Consider the following 17484-nt stretch of genomic DNA (forward strand, 5'->3'; position numbering starts at 1 on the left):
CTTCTAAAACATGATACACTTTCCACTAGTAGAATGGGAAGGAGCAACAAGATTGAAGCTGCGCATTTTTTCAATCATGGCTGGTTTGATTTTGCTTCTTACTGCTTGTACGAGCATACGTACAGCATCTGAGGGAAAACAAAAAGATCATGAAACGAAAACGAAAGAGCACATTGTCATAGCGGCTGTCGGAGATTCGCTGACAGAAGGAGTCGGAGATCCCGATGGAAAGGGATATGTCAGCAAGGTGGCGGATTCTATCCGGTCAGATAAACAAGTCAAAACGGTTGACGTGAAAAATTATGCCGTAAAAGGGAACCGTTCGGATGATTTATTAGAAAAACTAAAAGATAAAAAGGTTCAAAAAGGCATAAAGGACGCAGATTATGTCTTTTTTACAATTGGTGGTAATGATTTGATGAAAGTCCTTCGCCAAAACTTCCTGCAATTAACCGTTGAACCGTTTCAGGAAGCGGAAAAACCGTACGAAAAGCGCTTTGAAAAAATCATTTCTGAAATTCGCAAGCTGAATGATCACGCTGAGCTGATTTATGTCAGCATGTACAATCCGTTTACGTTTACATTATCTGAACTAAATGAAATAAACGGTGTTGTCACGGATTGGAACCATATTGCTGAAAAAGAGCTGAAAAAGGATAAGCAAGCGAAAATCATTTATATCGAAGATTTGTTCAACAAAAAAAGTGACAGCAGCCGAATTTCTGAGGAAGATGATTTTCATCCTAATGGTACGGGTTATTCTCTAATCGCGAAGCGCGTCTATCAATCCATAAAAAAAGAAGGATTACCGAAAGAGTAGGGTGACAGCATGAATAAGTGGAAACGACTGTTTTTTATATTGCTTGCAATCAATTTTATCCTCACTGCCGGGTTTGTTACACTTGTTTTGCTCCCGGGAGAGCAAGCTCAGGTGAAGGATTCATCTGAGAGCGAGTATGGATTTCAAGTGACAAGCACAAAAGAATCATTAGCTGCGTTTGTTAACTCATATTTAAACGACAAGGCATCAAACAAGCTTGATTATAAAGTAGAGATTGATGATGATGTTCATGTCGCAGGGAATATCAAGGCATTTTCTACCTCTATTGATGCTTTTATCGCTTTTGAACCGACCGTGAAAAAAAACGGTGATGTAGAGTTGAATGTTACGAAATTTTCGTTAGGGAAATTGAGTATACCGATTAGCTTTGTGTTAAATTATATGGACAGCTTTTATGAATTGCCGTCATTTGTCCACGTTCACCCCGGAGATAAAAGCATTGAAGTGCGTTTGTCAGAAATGCCTTTAACGAATGATATGTATGTCAAAGCGGATAAAATAAATTTAGAAAATGATGAAATTGAATTTTCCTATTACCATCCTAAACAATAGAGGTGACTGAAAATGAAACAGGTTTACCAGTATTTCAGTTTATTATCCTTTACATTTTCCCTGTACTTCGGCTGGCTGGCTTATCATCATCTGGCCGCTGAAGACATGGATCAAATGTATTTGAATGTTTCCTATTGTGCCTTGTTCCTAAGTGTGATGGTGTTTACATTCGGTATGCGAGACCGAAAAAAAACCGATAAATCATGAAAAAAGAGACATGAAACAACGTCTCTTTTTTCGTGCGGTCCGAAGAAAATTTGAGAACACAAGGAGAAAAGATGAAAGCATACGATTTTACACAGGGGAACGTGCTGAAACAGCTTGTACTGTTTTCAACGCCTATTATGCTCGGAAACGCATTGCAGGTTTCCTTTCAGTTTATAGACAGCTTGTGGATCGGCAATTTACTGGGGGCACAGGCTCTTGGGGCAGTCGCGGTATCAAGCACGATTGTTCTAACCGTGCTGTCTTTTATTTTGGGCCTTAACAATGCGACGTTAACCATTTTATCTCAGCAAAAAGGAAAAGATGATGAAAAGGGAATGACGTCGTATATTAACGCTTTTGTTGTTTTATTAACAGGCCTAAGCATCGGATTCGGCGCAGCCGGTTTTTTTCTGTCAGAGCTTTTGCTGCGTCTTCTAAAAACGCCGGAGTCTATGCTGCCGCTTGCTGAGACTTATTTGCAGATTCAATTTATTGGCATTTTGTTTTTATTTGGTTATAACTTTATCAGTACTGTGCTTCGGGCGCTGGGCGACAGCAAGACACCTCTCCGGTTTATTGCGTTTGCTGTTGTACTGAATACAGTGCTTGCGCCGCTCTTTATTTCTGTGTTCCGCATGGGAATAGCGGGTGCGGCTTATTCAACGATTTTGTCACAGGGAATTGCGTTTCTATATGGGTTGTTTTATGTCATCAAACACAAGCTTGTGCCATTCTCAATTCCGAGAGTGCCCAAGTGGGGAGAGTCTGCGCTGATTTTAAAACTCGGAATTCCGGCCGGTCTGCAGATGATGGTGATTACAGGCGGTATGCTGGCGATTATGAGTGTTGTCAACTCATACGGGGAGCACGTGGTATCAGGTTTTGGCGCGGTCCAGCGGCTCGACAGCATCATCACGCTTCCAGCAATGGCTGCCGGTACGGCCGTCAACAGTATGGCAGGGCAAAATATCGGAATCGGAAACAAGAAAAGAGTAGGAACGATTGCAAGGCTTGGTGTGATGGCTGTTATTTCCTGCATGCTGGTGATTGCGGTTATGATTTGGGTGTTTGGTAAATACCTTATAAGGTTATTTATCAGCGAGCCTGATGCGGTCGCATTTGGTGAACAATATTTGAAGTGGATCGCGTTTTTCTACCCTTTTATTGGGATTAATTTTGTGCTGAACGGAATCGTCAGGGCCGCGGGAGCGATGCTGCAGGTGCTGGTTCTAAATTTGATCTCGTTTTGGGTGTTGAGATATCCTTTCACAGCTCTATTTTCAGCTTGGCTTGGACAAAAAGGAATCGGGCTTGGAATCGGAATGAGTTTTTTATTTAGCAGCTGCGCGGCATTTTTGTATTATAGATATGGCCGCTGGAAAGCAATGAAGCTGTTTACTGAAAAATAAGTGAAGCACTGCGAAAAGCACATACCTATACATCGGTATGTGCTTTTTTTCACCGTTTTTTATCAAGTTTGCTGAAGAGCTCGATTAACGTGGCAAGTTCAGCATCAGTGTAGCAGTCAAAGCGTTTAAAGAAATATTCCGTTTTTTTCTCGTTAAAGTGCTGAAGGACTTTTTCGCCCGCTTCAGTGATATGAATGCGGATGATGCGTCTGTCTTCCTTCGATCTGATTCTCGTAATCCATTCCTTTTCTACCAGCGCATCGGTCACAGCCGTAATGTGGCTTGCCGATACCTCTAAAATAGGCGCAAATTCAGTGACTTTTTTAGGCCCTTGTTCACTGAGGATCCGAAGAATGGTGAATTCATTCCGCGACAGCTCTTTATCTAAAATTTCATTGATTTCGTTTCGTATTTGTTTAAAGACTTTACGGAGTAAAGTTTCCATATCGTACATCATCTGTGTTCTTACTTTCAAATTTGTGAACCTCCATTACATAAGCATATTGCTTAAAACCTATAGATTTTATTGAAAAGCAGAATCATTTTCATTCTATTTTTACATGCTATAATATAATAATACCACGTATTAACAAAGGAGGCACCAGTATGTCTGAAAAAAAAGAAATCGCCACATTTGCAGGAGGCTGTTTTTGGTGTATGGTTAAACCTTTTGACGAACAGCCGGGAATTGAAAAAGTGGTGTCCGGGTATACAGGCGGCCATACTGAAAACCCTACGTATGAAGAGGTGTGCAGTGAAACGACGGGACATCGTGAAGCCGTTCAAATCACGTTTAATCCTGATGTATTCCCTTATGAAAAACTGCTTGAATTATTTTGGCAGCAAATCGATCCGACAGATCTTAGGCGGGCAGTTTGCTGATCGCGGCAGTTCCTATCGCGCAGCCATTTTTTATCATAATGATAAACAAAAGGAGCTTGCGGAAGCTTCCAAGCAACGTCTGGCTGAAAGCGGCATCTTTAAAGATCCGATTGTAACGGACATTTTAAAAGCTGAACCTTTCTATGAAGCGGAAGGCTACCATCAGCATTTTTATAAAAAGAATCCAGCACATTATCAGCGCTACCGGACAGGTTCCGGACGTGCCGGATTTATTAATGAGCATTGGGGGGATAAATAAATGGCGTACAATAAAGAAGAAAAAATGAAGTCATTAAATCGCATACAATATGAGGTAACGCAAAATAACGGCACGGAGCCGCCGTTTCAAAATGAATATTGGGATCATAAGGAAGAAGGGCTCTATGTAGACATTGTGTCAGGCAAGCCATTGTTTACATCCAAGGATAAATTTGATTCCCACTGCGGCTGGCCAAGCTTTACAAAGCCGGTTGAAGAAGAAGAAGTGGAAGAAAAACTGGACACGAGCCATGGCATGATTCGCACAGAAGTAAGAAGCCGAACTGCTGACTCTCATCTTGGTCATGTATTTAATGACGGACCGGGGCCAAACGGGCTTCGTTACTGCATAAATTCAGCAGCGCTGCGGTTTGTTCCAAAGCATAAGCTGAAAGAGGAAGGATACGAAAGTTACCTGCATCTCTTTGATAAATAAAATATTAAAAACAGGCCTGCCTAATGGATAGACAGGCTTGTTTTTATGCCTTTTTCTCTTGATGCAAGTCTTCAATAATCTGGGCAATTCTTTCTTTCGTAATGAGCGGGGCCTGATCAGATTGATACCCAGGCAGATTGACTTTGCGAAAGTCAGGATGTTTTTCAGGCTCTGGAAGGATCGCATAGAGGTTGCCCCATTCATACAGTGATTCAATTTCATGCGGGGATGTTAATTCTTCGTGAAGCTTTTCACCTGGACGCTTGCCGACTTCTACTGCAGCCGGCCGCGGGAGCCCGTGCTGCGATGCATATTCTTCAAATCCATGAATCAGTTCTTCAAGTTTCAGTGATTCCATTTTGAAAATAAAGGTTTCTCCGCCTTTTGTAATCGCAGCTGATTGCAAAGTCAATGTAGCTGCATCGTCTATTGACATGAAAAATCTGGTCATGTTCTTGTCTGTGATAGTCAGAGGCTGACCCTCCATCATCTGTTCAAATAATATAGGGATGACCGAACCTCTGGAGCCCAGAACATTTCCGAAGCGGACCGAACAAAACACGGTTCCTTTGTTTTGAACGTGGCGGTTTGCTTGATGAAACAGCTTTTCAGATAACAGCTTGGTGGCACCCATTGTGTTCACAGGAGATACAGCTTTATCTGTACTGATATTAATGACATGCTGCACTCGGTGTAAAAGGGCAGCTTCCACCACATTTTGTCCGCCGATGAGATTGGTTTGGATCGCTTCAAATGGATGATCCTCACATGTCGGAACCTGTTTCAGCGCAGCCGCGTGAAAGACGATATCGACACCTTTCATCACCTGATTCACCCTTCTGTGATCGCGCACATCTCCTAGTACAAATAATAGCCGCTTATCCTCCGCATACTTTTGGCTCATGACATACTGTTTACTGTCGTCTTTGCTGAATACAATCACCTGTTTAGGTGTAAGCAGCAAAAGGCGTTTGACAATTTGACTCCCGATTGAACCCGTTCCGCCAGTGACTAAAACTGTTTTGTTATGAAAAAATGGTTTTAGTTCTGCTGTTTGCTGTTTAGGCATGGCTTATCCTCCAACTCTCGTTTCTCTACCATGCATCATATGTTCAACTTTATAATCGAATTAATGAAAGCAACCAATAAAACAAAATATAGGGGAATGATCATGTCACAACGTGGTCTTTTTTTAACAGAAAATGGAAAACAGGAGCGACTAGCAAACGATAAAACTAAATAAACAATGTACTAAATATTCATTATGTTTTCATTTCGCACCTCAAAAACAAAGCTGACAAAGTCATCTCACGTACCTCTTTAGGGAAAGTTGTTTATGAGCCAGAAACCCTATAAAAAAAGGTTCATTTTCCTCACGGTAAATACATGTATATATTTTACAATAGAGATGATAGTGATAAAAGAGGAGGATACCAAATGAAGGTTTCAAAAACAATGCTGCTAAGCACCGCCGCGGGTTTATTGCTTAGCCTGACAGCAAACTCGGTGTCGGCTCATGATGTGAATGAGGAACATCATTTCAAAGTGACTGCGCAAACGGAGACAGATCCGGTCGCTTCTGGCGATGACGCAGCTGATGATCCGGCTATTTGGGTACATGAGAAGCATCCGGAAAAAAGCAAATTAATTACGACAAATAAGAAATCAGGGCTCGTCGTGTATGATTTAGATGGAAAGCAGCTTCATTCTTATGAATTTGGCAAGCTCAATAATGTCGATCTGCGCTATGATTTTCCATTGAAAGGCGAAAAAATTGATATTGCTGCAGCATCCAACAGGTCTGAAGGAAAAAATACAATTGAAGTATATGCAATAGACGGGGATAAAGGAAAATTGAAAAGCATTACAGATCCGAAACATCCTATTTCCACTGGTATTTCTGAGGTTTACGGATTCAGCCTGTATCACAGCCAGAAAACAGGAGCATTTTACGCATTAGTGACAGGCAAACAAGGGGAATTTGAGCAATATGAAATTGTTGATGGTGGAAAAGGTTTTGTAACAGGAAAAAAAGTGCGTGAATTTAAGTTGAATACTCAGACTGAAGGCCTTGTTGCGGATGATGAGTACGGAAATCTATACATAGCAGAGGAAGATGAGGCCATCTGGAAATTTAACGCTGAGCCAGGCGGAGGATCAAAGGGACAGGTTGTTGACCGTGCGACAGGAGAACATTTGACAGCTGATATTGAAGGACTGACAATCTATTATGCACCAAATGGCAAAGGATATCTCATGGCCTCAAGTCAAGGAAATAACAGCTATGCAATGTATGAACGGCAGGGGAAAAATCGCTATGTGGCCAATTTTGAAATTACAGATGGAGAGAAGATAGACGGTACTAGTGACACGGATGGCATTGATGTTCTTGGTTTCGGGCTTGGTCCAAAATATCCGTATGGGATTTTTGTGGCGCAGGACGGCGAAAATATCGATAATGGACAAGCAGTCAATCAAAACTTCAAAATTGTATCGTGGGAACAAATTGCACAGCATCTCGACGGAATGCCTGATCTTCATAAACAGGTGAACCCGAGGAAGCTGAAAGACCGTTCTGACGGCTAGAAAAAAAGCAGCTGAACAAGCTGCTTTTTTCTGTGAATGAAAAAATCGTTCATAGCAATGAACGATTTTTCAAGAAAGCGCCAGATGAATCGCCTTTAGTGTTGCAGGAAGCTCATCAAACGTAAATGCGGGTACGGTCTCATTATAATTGGCTGCTGCAGCTTTATGCCGTTCTTCAGGGTTTTTGATATAGAAAGCGGCTTTTTCCTTAAAGTCGTTAATGCTGTGATAAGAAATAAAGGATGAAAAAGGATGAGCCGCGGGTAAATCTGTTAATTGAAATGCTTCGCATGCAGCGATATCAAACGTTCGGTTATTATAACTGGCATTTTTGATGCGAATATTATTTTTGTTAAAAGCAAAATGATAAGGCCGATGCGCATTGATGACAATGTCTGCCCCGTTATAATAATGAACGGCCTGTTCGGGTGGAATCCATGTGCTGACGACATCGATATGCGGCTGTTTGAGCACATTTTTAGGCAGATATTTTCTCCATTCCTTTCCGATGACTCGAACCGTGAAAGGCAGATGTACCGCTTCTTTCATAAGCTGAACCCGATTAGGGTAAGGATAGCCGATGATAAGCAGATTTGAATGAAAGGAATGTTCGGTGCCCATTTTTTTAAACAGCCGATGATTAACTGGAATCGGAACATAATAGGCGTGCTGGTAGCCGAGCTCTTGATAAAAGAAAGCGGCATTTTGTTCAATCGTTAATATGGCGTCAGCAAGCTTAATTACCTGTAGGCTGATATCAATATAAAATGGGTCTTCGGTCAGCCAAACATACACGGGGATATCCTTACCCTTTAACCAGGTCAGCCAGTCGTGAGGAACGCGGTCTCCAACCATTATAAGTGCGAAGTCCGGCTGAAACGCTTCGATCTTCACCAAATATTCTGCTTCCGGTTTATCTGCAATCATATACTCTGTATGAGTGTTTTGAAAACAATCTTCAGCCCAGCGATCAAAATAACTGTATATGCCTCCGTATCCCGACTGGATATACAAGACTTTCATCGGATGTTATGAAAAGAACGTAACGCTTTCTACTTTGTCTACATCAATTAATGTTGTAGCTTGACCTGCCGGAGTGACGGAGCTTTCCTGTGTTACAAAGACGATACCGTGAACTTGATCGAAAGCAACGAAAACAACCGGCCCAATCATGTCACCTGAATCAGTCACAATGCTGATTGTCGTGCCTGGCGTAATTCTGGCAAAAATCCATCTTGCCGGAAGGGAAGGGTCTAAAATAGATTCTGCCGTAACCGTTTCACTTTCATCTACTTTTTGATCGATGGCAGCTTCAAGCAAGGCTTTAAGATTACTTTCCATGTTTTCTCCTCCTTCTGTTGCAGTTGGAAATAAAGGACTTAAAACGGTTTTAATTAAATCCTTTTTTAACTGTGCATTTTCAGAGCTCATTACACACACCTCCTATTCGATAGTGAACTCACGTTAATCTATTCTTCTGGCTGTTGTTTGGTATGAGTCGAACGCCGTACCAGACCTATTTTTCATGTATTTAAGGAAAATGCTGATTTTTTAATGGAGTGGACATAGCCCTATACCATACATCAAAGTCGCTCATATTGTGAAACAGAGTAAAGGGATAAGGGAGAGGGATTATTTGGATTTAGAGAAACAAGTGGATCGAGAAGAAAACCAAGATGAACTGCATTTTATTTTGCTTTTGCTGATTCTGCTTATTCGTCAATCATCTACTGAAGGAAATCCATCTGATCTCAGACGCCAGCTCGTTTTTGCAAAGGAGCTGGGCGTACCGGTTTCAAAAGTTCATTTGATCAATGGAGATACGCTTCAGAATGTCATCGTAAAAGAAGTACTGACTGATTTGGTTATTTTTCAAAACCCGTTAAATAACACGAGATCTCATGTGTCACTCTCAAGTGTTGTAAGCTGGGGTGCTTTTTAAATGATGACAGAGGCTCTGCTTGCTGCGGAGCCGTTTTTATGTTTGACGGCGGGGGCGGTATAGATGGGAGAGAAAGTGTCTATTATTTTAACAAGTTACAACAAACCTAAATATTTGCAAAAAGCGATCGAAAGCGTGATTCAGCAAACGCATGATCTTTGGGAGCTTTTTATTATGGATGATCATTCGAATGAAGAAACAACTGCGGTGATTCACAAGTATCTCCATGACCGGCGCATTCAATATCATAACAGTTTCGTGCAACCTGCAGATCGATTAAAAACAGCCCGTTATGCCACATTAATTAACAGTGCGCTCCCATTTGCAGACGGCGATTTCATTTCCTATCTTACTGATGACACTGTTTATCATCCCGAGCGGCTGAGCCGTATGGTGCAAGAATTTTCACATCAGCCTGAAGCGCAGGTTGTCTATTCAAAACAAAAAGTTGTACATGTAAACGAAAGGGGAGAGGAAATCTCACATTTCTACAGAAATGCCAATGCAGTGCTAGAGCAGGCGGCTTTTCATGTTGATCATTGTTCAGTAATGCATCGCCGTTCGTTACTTAATCTCATTCACTATAAATATGGAGGCTATTGGGATGATGATATGAAGCATTGGAATCATGGCGACGCAATTTTTTGGGCGAGACTCAACAACTTTACCCCATTTCTGCCGATAAATGAAGTATTAGATACAACTTATAAAACCCCAGATTCATTTCAAAATGCATATCGGTTTCTGCCCGCCGATTTGATTGACGGCTCTTTTGTGAAAGGTTCAGATCAAACTGTGTATTTTCTTGATCAGGGTGTACGGCACCCTGTCGGGGAAAAGTGGAGTTTTTGGTATCTAAATCGGACTGTCGCTGTTCCAGACCCATATTTATTCCAATATAGGATTGGTAAAATTTTAAACATTCCGAATTATATTTTAGTAAAGGAAGCTGACCATCCTGCCATATTTTATATTGAAGCCGGAAAAAAAAGGCGCATTGTGGACCAGTATGCGTTTCAATTTTATCAATTTCAAAAAAAAGACATATTGACAGTTGGAAAAGAGGAGCTGGAGGCGCTTTTGGAAGGACCGCCGATTATGTGGAAGCGATCTGAATTGATCAAAAATCCGCCTGGCCGAAGGCTGTTTTTCATCGAACGCGAGCCGTTTTTGTTTCTAAACGGCTTCTTTCACCCAATTAGTGAACAAGTAGCAAGGAAGTTTTTTTTACATCAGAAGCCAATCTCCGCTTCTTTCCGAAATATTCAGCAATTTCCAATTGGAAAGCCGTTTTATCCGGTGTACGATGAGATTATAAAGAAATTGAACATTGCAACAGAGTATAGGGATAGGTCATAAAAAGGAGACGTTCATGACAGGACATTATGCAAAAACGGAACATCAATATATATTGTTAACGTCTGAATCGACATCGTTTGATCATTACAGCGTATACAGAGATCCTCAGCTTCCGCAAATTTTTTCTCATAATTTTGTTCAGCTCCATGATACGTTTCCATTGGAGCGGTTATTGAATTTTTTGCCCTCCGTACCAAAGTTGCTTGGGGCGAATTATCTCCATTTAAAAGCATCGCCGCAGCATGTTTTTCCGCTCGGTTTGAAGCAGTCGCTTGTAAAAAGCGGTTTTGTCGTCGAGGATGAGCTGCTATATGACATGAAGCTTAATGACTGGAATGGACAGATGGGACATCCTTTAACCGCATGGGGGACGGCAAAGAGCCTTAGCGACGGATCTTCTATTATGAAAATTTACGATTCCATTTATATTGGAGAAGCGATCGCCGAACAAAAATTAAATAGAAAATATCCTTTCTACGAAGCGGGTACAATCATTCTTGTTGTTTGTTATAGCGACCAGGCACAGAAAATTCCCATTGGGTGCGGAGAGCTGTTTATCGATCAGCAAGAGAAAACAGCTAAAATCGAAGAAGTAGCAATTTTAGATCAGTTTCAAAGGAGGGGCTACGGCAGTATCTTAGTGCAAGAAATGCTGTCCATCGCCAAATCACTAGGAATGGAAGCAGTCTACTTAGTCGCTACAAGCACAGACGGTGCAACCCATTTTTACGAAAAGCTGACATTTAAAAAATATGAGCGGGTGCATACTGTTTTTCATTATTTCCTTACATGAAATAGGCGTTTGCACAAACCATTTGGGACTTGGCCCGCATAAAATGCCGTATATCGTGATAAGAAAGGATGAAAACAGCATGTATGGATACCCTGGATACGGTTACGGATTTGGCTGCGGGACAAATACATTTGTATTGATTGTCGTCTTGTTCATTTTATTAATTATTGTCGGAGCCGCTTTTATTTGCTAGATGCTGAATTCAAAAAGAGCCTTCCCCTTCTGGGAGGCTCTTTTTATGTGAAAAAGTTTTTGCTGGGAACGTCATGCCGCCATTTGGACACTCATACAATATGTTAAAAGGGTTTTGAGGTGGGAGCATGAGCAGTTATTTGATTAAGCCGGAGCTTAGCTCGGTCTATCCGGTTGTCGGTTATGCGAAGGGTTCATATGTTTATGATCAGACCGGAAAAAAATATCTTGACGGCTCGTCAGGTGCGGTGACATGTAATATCGGCCACGGAGTTCGTGATGTGACTGAGAAGCTGAAAGAACAGCTTGATCAGGTGTCTTTTGCTTACCGCTCACAGTTTACGAGCGAGCCCGCCGAGCAATTAGCCGCTCTCTTGGCACGGGAGCTGCCGGGAGATGTGAATTGGTCTTTTTTTGTCAACAGCGGATCAGAAGCGATAGAAACAGCGATGAAAATCGCCATTCAGTATTGGCAGGAAAAAAAGCAAACACAAAAATCCATCTTTTTGTCTCGGTGGAGCAGTTACCACGGAATAACTTTGGGAGCGCTTTCATTATCTGGTTTTTATGAAAGGAGATACCGGTTCACCCATCTCGTTGAACGATATCCTGCTATCTCAGCTCCACACCTTTATCGGCTGAATCATGAGACGGCAGAAGACTTTGTTCAGTCTGCAGCTGATGAACTAGACACTGCAATCAAAAGAATTGGAAGCCAATTCATTGCCGGCTTTGTGGCTGAGCCAATTATTGGTGCTGCAGGAGCAGCGATTACTCCGCCTCCGGGATATTATGAGAAATTAAGCGAGGTATGCCGCACACACGACGTGCTTTTTATTGCAGACGAAGTCATGACAGGGCTTGGGAGAACAGGAAGGATGCTTGCGACAGAGCATTGGCACACCATTCCTGATATTGCTGTACTGGGCAAGGGTCTCGGTGCGGGGTATGCCCCCATTGCTGCTGCCGTTGTATCTGATTCTATTGTTGAAACGATTAAACAAGGATCAGGTGTGATTATGAGCGGCCACACATATAGTGCACATCCCTATTCAGCCAAAGCTGCTCTTGAAGTTTTGCGGTATGTGTTAAAGCACGGCTTGATCAAACAATCAGAAGTAAAAGGAGCTGTGCTGAAGAAGAAGCTTGAAGAGGCGGCATCTCAAAGCGGCATCATAGGTGATGTGCGCGGAAAGGGTCTGCTATTAGGCGTTGAATTTGTGGCAGACAAGAAAACGAAGAAAGTGTTTCCGCCAGAACAGGCGGTAACCCAGCTTATTGTCAGCGAGGCGAAAAAACGCGGGCTGATTGTTTATCCTTCCAAAGCTGGGATAGACAGCGGAGAAGGAGATGCTGTCATTATTGCTCCTCCTTTTACCATTTCCGACGGTGAAGTTGAAGAGCTTATCTCTATTTTTTCAGAAACAGTTGCAGCGGTCGAAAAAAACTTAAAAAAGGATTGACATCAAATGGCGCCATTTCAAAAAGCAATCAGCATTGAAACAGCAATTGCAGATGTTCAGGACGGATCGGTTCTGATGTTTGGCGGTTTTGGAGGAGTCGGGTCGCCTCCTTCATTGATTGAGGCTATTTTGGACAGCGGTGTAACGGATTTAACTGTTATTTGCAATGACGCGGGTTTCCCGGAGATAGGGATCGGCCCGCTTATTGTTAATCAACGGGTCAAAACCCTGATCGCCTCGCATATCGGTTCCAATCCTGTAGCGGGGAAACAGATGACAGACGGGACATTAGAAATTCAATTTTCACCTCAGGGAACGCTTGCGGAGCGGATTCGCGCCGGCGGAGCAGGACTTGGCGGTATTTTAAGCGATATCGGCATTGATAATCAAATGGTTTGCGAGGAAAAGGACATCGTAACTGTGGCGGGAAAACGATATTTGATAGAAGAAGCGCTGACGGCTGATTTTGCTTTCATCAATGCGTGCATTGCCGATGAATTCGGCAATCTAACGTATGACAAAACCGCGCGCAATATGAATCCGTTAATGGCAATGGCCGCCAGGAGAACCTTTGCCGAAGCTGAGCGTATCGTCCCGATGGGAGAGATTTCTGAAGAAATGATTGTCACACCGGGGATTTTTGTCGAGGGGGTTGTACGAAGTGAAGGAGTGAAGTGGAAATGGGCTTGGGAGTAGCAGAAAGAGAACAAATCGCAAAACGGGCTGCTGCTGAAATTAAGCAGGGCATGATTGTGAATCTCGGCATCGGCATCCCATCCTTGGTCCCTAACTTTTTGCCAACTGACATGCAGGTCATGTTTCAAGCCGAAAACGGTGTCCTTGGCATTGGAGAAAGTCCTGAAAAGGGAGAAGAGGATGCGCATTTATGCAACGCTGCGGGATATCCTGTCCGGGCTGTAAAAGGGGCTTCCTATTTTGATACTACGATGTCTTTTGCAATGATCAGAAGAGGCAAAATTGACATTACCATCTTAGGCGCCCTGCAGGTGAGCCAATCAGGCGATTTGGCAAATTGGCTTGTTCCGGGAAAAAAGGTGCCGGGTATGGGCGGGGCGATGGAGCTTGCCCAAAAAGCGAAAAAAGTGGTTGTTGTCATGAGTCATACAGATCAAAAGGGAGGGCCTAAATTAACAGAAAGATGTACGCTGCCGTTAACTGCCGCAGGCTGTGTGGATTTGATTATTACCGAAAAAGCGGTTCTTGAGGTCGATGGCCATCACTTTATTTTAAAAGAGCTGATGAATGGCTCGACAATCGAAGAGGTGACGAGGCTGACAGAGGCTGAAATCAAAATAGATATGCCTTTTTCTTAAGAGGGGGAATGAGGATGCAAGACATTGAAAGAAAAGTTATCGGGTGGCTTGATCAGCATTCGGCCAAAGCCATTCGTCTTCTCAAAAGGCTGATTGGGGAAAAAAGCACTTTGGGGTCAGAGTTTAACGCCCAAGCTGTTGTGCTTGAAAAACTCCGGCAATTTCATATGGACATTGATGTATGGGAGCCAAGCCTAAAGCAATTAAAACAGCATCCCTACTTTAAATCAAATCGTTCTGATTTTCATGAGAGCCCGAACATCGTGGCGAAAAAAACAGGAGCAGGCGGAGGCAGGTCCCTGATTTTGAACGGCCATATCGATGTTGTGCCTGAAGGAAACGTAAAGGATTGGAAGTATGAACCGTATCAAGCTTTCGAAGAAAACGGTAAAATATACGGCCGCGGCTCAACGGATATGAAGGGAGGCAATACAGCCCTTCTTTTTGCTTTAGAAGCCTTGCACGCCTGCGATGTCAAATTGAAGGGAGATGTATTGTTTCAGAGTGTTGTAGATGAAGAGTGCGGCGGCGCCGGAACACTGTCTGCCATCATGAGGGGCTATCGTGCTGACGGGGCGCTGATACCTGAACCGACGAATATGAAACTATTTATAAAGCAGCAGGGCTCAATGTGGTTTCGGATCACAGTGAAGGGATTAGCGGCACATGGGGGCACACGTTATGAAGGGGTAAGCGCGATTGAAAAAAGCATGCATGTTATTACAGCGATACAAGAGCTGGAGAAGGTCCGCAATGCGAGAATCTCAGATCCGCTGTATGACAATATCCCAATACCGGTACCGGTGAATATCGGCACCATCTCAGGCGGTGCCTGGCCATCTTCAGTTGCAGACCGTGTCGTCATAGAAGGGAGATGCGGAATTGCCCCCCATGAGAAACCAGAAGCTGTCAAACTTGAATTGGAAAACTGGCTGAAGGATTTAGAATACCGTGACGAATGGTTTAAACGCCATCCCGTAGAAGTAGAATGGTTTGGCGCTCAGTGGCTGCCGAATGATTTACCTGATGACCACCCTTTAATTTCTGTGCTGCAATCAGCCTATCAAAAAATGAAACAGACAGAGCCGATTCTCGAAGCTTCCCCGTGGGGAACGGATGGAGGGCTTTTATATCATGCAGGAGATACGCCAGTGATCGTCTTCGGGCCAGGGGAAACAAAAGCGGCTCATCAGGCCAATGAATACATTGAGGTTGAGGCCATGATAGAATCTGCTAAAATTATTGCACTTTTTGTCATGGATTGGTGCGGGCTTCATACAGACGGGGAGGATGCGGATGCTCAAGTCGATAAAGAGTAGCGGTGTCACAGCAGTTTTGGACCATGACAGCTTTAATAAACGAATCAGAGTGGTCTGTTATGACGGAGCCATTGAGAAGGCCCTGCCAGATATCGTGGCAGCGGCGAAAGAAGAGAATGCGGAAAAAATCATCGTCTATACGAAGCAGCATGATGAACCAATGCTTGCCAAACAATTATTTGCGCCGGAGGGTTATCTAAAGGGCTATTATCTCGGCCATTCGGCTTGTGTCATGGTTCGTTACCTTTCAGAAAGCCGGAGGCAAACAGATTCATATACTGAGGAACAAGAGATCATCGAATCCTTATATCACACAGTGCCTCGTCTCCGCAACGACAACATACCCGTATTTACGATGAGAAAAGCAGAGATAAACGACATGTATCAGCTGTCAATGCTGTATAAAAAAGTATTCCGTACGTATCCGACCCCCGTATTTGACCCCGCTTATATTGAAAAGACGATGAAGGCAAATACGGTGTATTATATCATGCTTGATCATGACCGCTTGATCAGCGCAGCAAGCGCAGAAATCAATCCAGAGCTGGGGCATGCAGAAATAACCGATTGTGCTGTGCTGCCGGAATACCGCGGCCATTCGCTGACAAGCTTTTTAATCAAGGCGTTAGAAAAAGAAATGGCTGGAAGGGATATCTTCCATGTGTTTTCTCTCGCCCGTGCTTCGTCTTTTGGGATGAATGCTGTGTTGTACCATTCAGGTTATCAGTATGGCGGAAGGCTGATCAATAATTGCTTTATAGCCGAAGGTCTTGAAAACATGAATATTTGGTGCAAACAACTGTAAGTCAAAACATGCGCGAGGAGGAGTTCGTTTGGAAAACAAATGGTATAAACCGAAACGGCATTGGAAGGAGATCGAGTTATGGAAGGACGTTCCGGAAGAGAAATGGAACGATTGGCTTTGGCAGCTGACACATACTGTTAGAACGTTAGAGGATTTAAAGAAGGTCATCAATCTGACCAAGGAAGAAGAGGAAGGTGTCAGAATTTCTACAAAAACGATCCCCTTAAATATTACGCCTTACTATGCTTCTTTAATGGACCCCGACAATCCGAGATGCCCGATCCGCATGCAGTCTGTGCCGCTTTCTGAAGAAATGCACAAAACAAAATACGATCTGGAAGACCCGCTACATGAGGATGAAGATTCACCGGTACCGGGTCTGACACACCGCTATCCCGACCGTGTGCTGTTTCTTGTCACGAATCAATGTTCCATGTACTGCCGCTACTGCACAAGAAGGCGTTTTTCCGGACAAATCGGAATGGGAGTCCCTAAAAAACAGCTGGATGCTGCGATTGCTTATATCCGGGAAACACCTGAAATCCGTGATTGTTTAATTTCAGGCGGTGACGGGCTGCTTATTAATGATCAAATTTTAGAATACATTTTAAAAGAGCTGCGGAGCATTCCGCATTTGGAAGTCATCAGAATTGGAACAAGGGCGCCTGTCGTCTTTCCGCAGCGCATTACCGATCAATTGTGTGAGATATTGAAAAAATATCATCCGGTCTGGCTGAACACCCATTTCAACACAAGCATCGAAATGACAGAGGAATCCGTTGAAGCCTGTGAAAAGCTTGTGAACGCAGGTGTCTTAGGTCGGAAATCAGGCTGTCGTATTAGCGGGTATTAATGATTCGGTTCCAATTATGAAAAAGCTTATGCACGATTTGGTAAAAATCAGAGTCCGTCCGTATTATATCTACCAATGTGATCTGTCAGAGGGTATCGGGCATTTCAGGGCGCCTGTTTCCAAAGGTTTGGAGATCATTGAAGGGCTGAGAGGGCATACCTCAGGCTATGCAGTTCCTACTGTGTTTTTTAAAATAAGTATGGAAACTCTTGATAAAAAGTGGTATTCTCTAGTTAGTTAAATATAGCACCAT

General features: G+C 43.1%; 19 protein-coding genes and 3 pseudogenes. 18 read left to right on the forward strand and 4 right to left on the reverse strand.

Annotated elements, in window-relative coordinates; translation table 11 throughout:
* Positions 1-52: 52 nt before the first annotated feature.
* The 4 genes from QA442_RS10895 to QA442_RS10910 all read left to right on the forward strand — a co-directional run bounded on the left by QA442_RS10895 (position 53) and on the right by QA442_RS10910 (position 3009).
* Complete coding sequence (locus tag QA442_RS10895; RefSeq protein ID WP_095431552.1) at positions 53-820, forward strand: SGNH/GDSL hydrolase family protein; 768 nt, start codon at positions 53-55, stop codon at positions 818-820.
* A gap of 9 nt (positions 821-829) precedes the next feature.
* Positions 830-1393: a YpmS family protein gene (locus QA442_RS10900; RefSeq protein WP_095431553.1), complete on the forward strand. Its 564-nt coding sequence runs from the start codon at positions 830-832 to the stop codon at positions 1391-1393.
* Positions 1394-1405: 12 nt separating this feature from the next.
* Entirely contained in the window at positions 1406-1600 is a 195-nt protein-coding gene (ypmT, locus tag QA442_RS10905; protein ID WP_014664322.1) for a protein YpmT, read from the forward strand.
* A 71-nt stretch (positions 1601-1671) separates the two neighbouring features.
* Entirely contained in the window at positions 1672-3009 is a 1338-nt protein-coding gene (locus QA442_RS10910; protein WP_095431554.1) for an MATE family efflux transporter, read from the forward strand.
* Between the two features lie 49 nt (positions 3010-3058).
* Here QA442_RS10910 and QA442_RS10915 read toward each other — a convergent pair whose 3' ends face one another.
* Positions 3059-3484: a MarR family transcriptional regulator gene (locus tag QA442_RS10915; RefSeq protein WP_004398634.1), complete on the reverse strand. Its 426-nt coding sequence runs from the start codon at positions 3482-3484 to the stop codon at positions 3059-3061.
* Between the two features lie 131 nt (positions 3485-3615).
* On the opposite strand from QA442_RS10915, the pseudogene msrA reads away from it, so the two are divergent.
* Both msrA and msrB read left to right on the forward strand, forming a co-directional pair.
* Positions 3616-4150, forward strand: a pseudogene (gene msrA / locus QA442_RS10920) (peptide-methionine (S)-S-oxide reductase MsrA).
* Positions 4151-4585, forward strand: a complete 435-nt coding sequence (gene msrB / locus QA442_RS10925) for a peptide-methionine (R)-S-oxide reductase MsrB (RefSeq protein ID WP_014664319.1) — start codon at positions 4151-4153, stop codon at positions 4583-4585.
* A 43-nt stretch (positions 4586-4628) separates the two neighbouring features.
* Here the strand turns inward: msrB and QA442_RS10930 are convergent, their stop codons facing one another.
* Positions 4629-5654 carry an SDR family NAD(P)-dependent oxidoreductase gene (locus QA442_RS10930; RefSeq protein ID WP_014664318.1) on the reverse strand — a complete coding sequence of 342 codons (1026 nt, stop codon included), beginning with the start codon at positions 5652-5654 and terminating at the stop codon, positions 4629-4631.
* Positions 5655-6022: 368 nt separating this feature from the next.
* Here QA442_RS10930 and QA442_RS10935 point away from each other — a divergent pair, with 368 nt between their 5' ends.
* Positions 6023-7171 (forward strand): phytase, encoded by a 1149-nt coding sequence (locus QA442_RS10935; RefSeq protein WP_095431556.1) that lies wholly within the window; start codon positions 6023-6025, stop codon positions 7169-7171.
* A 69-nt stretch (positions 7172-7240) separates the two neighbouring features.
* Here the strand turns inward: QA442_RS10935 and QA442_RS10940 are convergent, their stop codons facing one another.
* Both QA442_RS10940 and cgeA read right to left on the reverse strand, forming a co-directional pair.
* Positions 7241-8194: a spore maturation protein CgeB gene (locus QA442_RS10940; RefSeq protein WP_095431557.1), complete on the reverse strand. Its 954-nt coding sequence runs from the start codon at positions 8192-8194 to the stop codon at positions 7241-7243.
* Between the two features lie 6 nt (positions 8195-8200).
* A complete protein-coding gene (gene cgeA, locus QA442_RS10945; protein WP_040082853.1) occupies positions 8201-8602 on the reverse strand; it encodes a spore crust protein CgeA in 402 nt (133 codons plus the stop codon).
* 205 nt (positions 8603-8807) lie between these two features.
* Here cgeA and cgeC point away from each other — a divergent pair, with 205 nt between their 5' ends.
* The 11 genes and pseudogenes from cgeC to QA442_RS11000 all read left to right on the forward strand — a co-directional run.
* Entirely contained in the window at positions 8808-9113 is a 306-nt protein-coding gene (cgeC, locus tag QA442_RS10950; RefSeq protein ID WP_014664314.1) for a spore maturation protein CgeC, read from the forward strand.
* 63 nt (positions 9114-9176) lie between these two features.
* The gene (gene cgeD, locus QA442_RS10955; RefSeq protein ID WP_095431558.1) at positions 9177-10472 is read left to right on the forward strand and encodes a spore maturation glycosyltransferase CgeD; all 1296 of its coding nucleotides are present in this window, start codon (positions 9177-9179) and stop codon (positions 10470-10472) included.
* Between the two features lie 13 nt (positions 10473-10485).
* Positions 10486-11265, forward strand: coding sequence for a spore maturation N-acetyltransferase CgeE (gene cgeE, locus QA442_RS10960; RefSeq protein ID WP_095431559.1), 780 nt, complete (start codon positions 10486-10488; stop codon positions 11263-11265).
* A 43-nt stretch (positions 11266-11308) separates the two neighbouring features.
* Complete coding sequence (locus QA442_RS22230) at positions 11309-11458, forward strand: YjcZ family sporulation protein (RefSeq protein WP_370881202.1); 150 nt, start codon at positions 11309-11311, stop codon at positions 11456-11458.
* A gap of 7 nt (positions 11459-11465) precedes the next feature.
* A pseudogene (locus QA442_RS10970) lies at positions 11466-11605 on the forward strand (hypothetical protein).
* Positions 11586-12920, forward strand: coding sequence for an aspartate aminotransferase family protein (locus QA442_RS10975; protein WP_095431560.1), 1335 nt, complete (start codon positions 11586-11588; stop codon positions 12918-12920). The pseudogene QA442_RS10970 and the gene QA442_RS10975 overlap by 20 nt, the downstream one beginning before the upstream one ends.
* 6 nt (positions 12921-12926) lie before the next feature.
* Positions 12927-13616, forward strand: a complete 690-nt coding sequence (locus QA442_RS10980) for a CoA transferase subunit A (protein WP_095431561.1) — start codon at positions 12927-12929, stop codon at positions 13614-13616.
* Positions 13601-14254 (forward strand): 3-oxoacid CoA-transferase subunit B, encoded by a 654-nt coding sequence (locus QA442_RS10985; protein WP_095431562.1) that lies wholly within the window; start codon positions 13601-13603, stop codon positions 14252-14254. The genes QA442_RS10980 and QA442_RS10985 overlap by 16 nt, the downstream gene beginning before the upstream one ends.
* Positions 14255-14262: 8 nt before the next feature.
* Positions 14263-15573, forward strand: a complete 1311-nt coding sequence (locus QA442_RS10990) for a peptidase (protein ID WP_095431563.1) — start codon at positions 14263-14265, stop codon at positions 15571-15573.
* Complete coding sequence (ablB, locus tag QA442_RS10995) at positions 15551-16378, forward strand: putative beta-lysine N-acetyltransferase (protein WP_014664305.1); 828 nt, start codon at positions 15551-15553, stop codon at positions 16376-16378. Before QA442_RS10990 ends, ablB begins: the two co-directional genes overlap by 23 nt.
* A 28-nt stretch (positions 16379-16406) precedes the next feature.
* Positions 16407-17412 (forward strand): annotated as a pseudogene (locus tag QA442_RS11000) (KamA family radical SAM protein); the annotation flags it as partial.
* Positions 17413-17484 lie beyond the last annotated feature (72 nt).

Source organism: Bacillus stercoris, assembly GCF_029772985.1.
GTDB classification, from domain to species: domain Bacteria; phylum Bacillota; class Bacilli; order Bacillales; family Bacillaceae; genus Bacillus; species Bacillus stercoris.

What these genes read in the sequence shown, in the direction of transcription:
- ypmT (WP_014664322.1), top strand. Translation starts at nt 1,406, where the DNA reads ATGAAACAGGTTTACCAGTATTTCAGTTTATTATCCTTTACATTTTCC.
- cgeD (WP_095431558.1), top strand. Translation starts at nt 9,177, where the DNA reads ATGGGAGAGAAAGTGTCTATTATTTTAACAAGTTACAACAAACCTAAA.
- QA442_RS10910 (WP_095431554.1), top strand. Translation starts at nt 1,672, where the DNA reads ATGAAAGCATACGATTTTACACAGGGGAACGTGCTGAAACAGCTTGTA.
- QA442_RS10900 (WP_095431553.1), top strand. Translation starts at nt 830, where the DNA reads ATGAATAAGTGGAAACGACTGTTTTTTATATTGCTTGCAATCAATTTT.
- QA442_RS10935 (WP_095431556.1), top strand. Translation starts at nt 6,023, where the DNA reads ATGAAGGTTTCAAAAACAATGCTGCTAAGCACCGCCGCGGGTTTATTG.
- cgeE (WP_095431559.1), top strand. Translation starts at nt 10,486, where the DNA reads ATGACAGGACATTATGCAAAAACGGAACATCAATATATATTGTTAACG.
- cgeA (WP_040082853.1), bottom strand. Translation starts at nt 8,602, where the DNA reads ATGAGCTCTGAAAATGCACAGTTAAAAAAGGATTTAATTAAAACCGTT.
- QA442_RS22230 (WP_370881202.1), top strand. Translation starts at nt 11,309, where the DNA reads ATGCCGTATATCGTGATAAGAAAGGATGAAAACAGCATGTATGGATAC.
- QA442_RS10990 (WP_095431563.1), top strand. Translation starts at nt 14,263, where the DNA reads ATGAGGATGCAAGACATTGAAAGAAAAGTTATCGGGTGGCTTGATCAG.
- QA442_RS10930 (WP_014664318.1), bottom strand. Translation starts at nt 5,654, where the DNA reads ATGCCTAAACAGCAAACAGCAGAACTAAAACCATTTTTTCATAACAAA.
- ablB (WP_014664305.1), top strand. Translation starts at nt 15,551, where the DNA reads ATGCTCAAGTCGATAAAGAGTAGCGGTGTCACAGCAGTTTTGGACCAT.
- QA442_RS10980 (WP_095431561.1), top strand. Translation starts at nt 12,927, where the DNA reads ATGGCGCCATTTCAAAAAGCAATCAGCATTGAAACAGCAATTGCAGAT.
- QA442_RS10975 (WP_095431560.1), top strand. Translation starts at nt 11,586, where the DNA reads ATGAGCAGTTATTTGATTAAGCCGGAGCTTAGCTCGGTCTATCCGGTT.
- msrB (WP_014664319.1), top strand. Translation starts at nt 4,151, where the DNA reads ATGGCGTACAATAAAGAAGAAAAAATGAAGTCATTAAATCGCATACAA.
- QA442_RS10985 (WP_095431562.1), top strand. Translation starts at nt 13,601, where the DNA reads ATGGGCTTGGGAGTAGCAGAAAGAGAACAAATCGCAAAACGGGCTGCT.
- QA442_RS10940 (WP_095431557.1), bottom strand. Translation starts at nt 8,194, where the DNA reads ATGAAAGTCTTGTATATCCAGTCGGGATACGGAGGCATATACAGTTAT.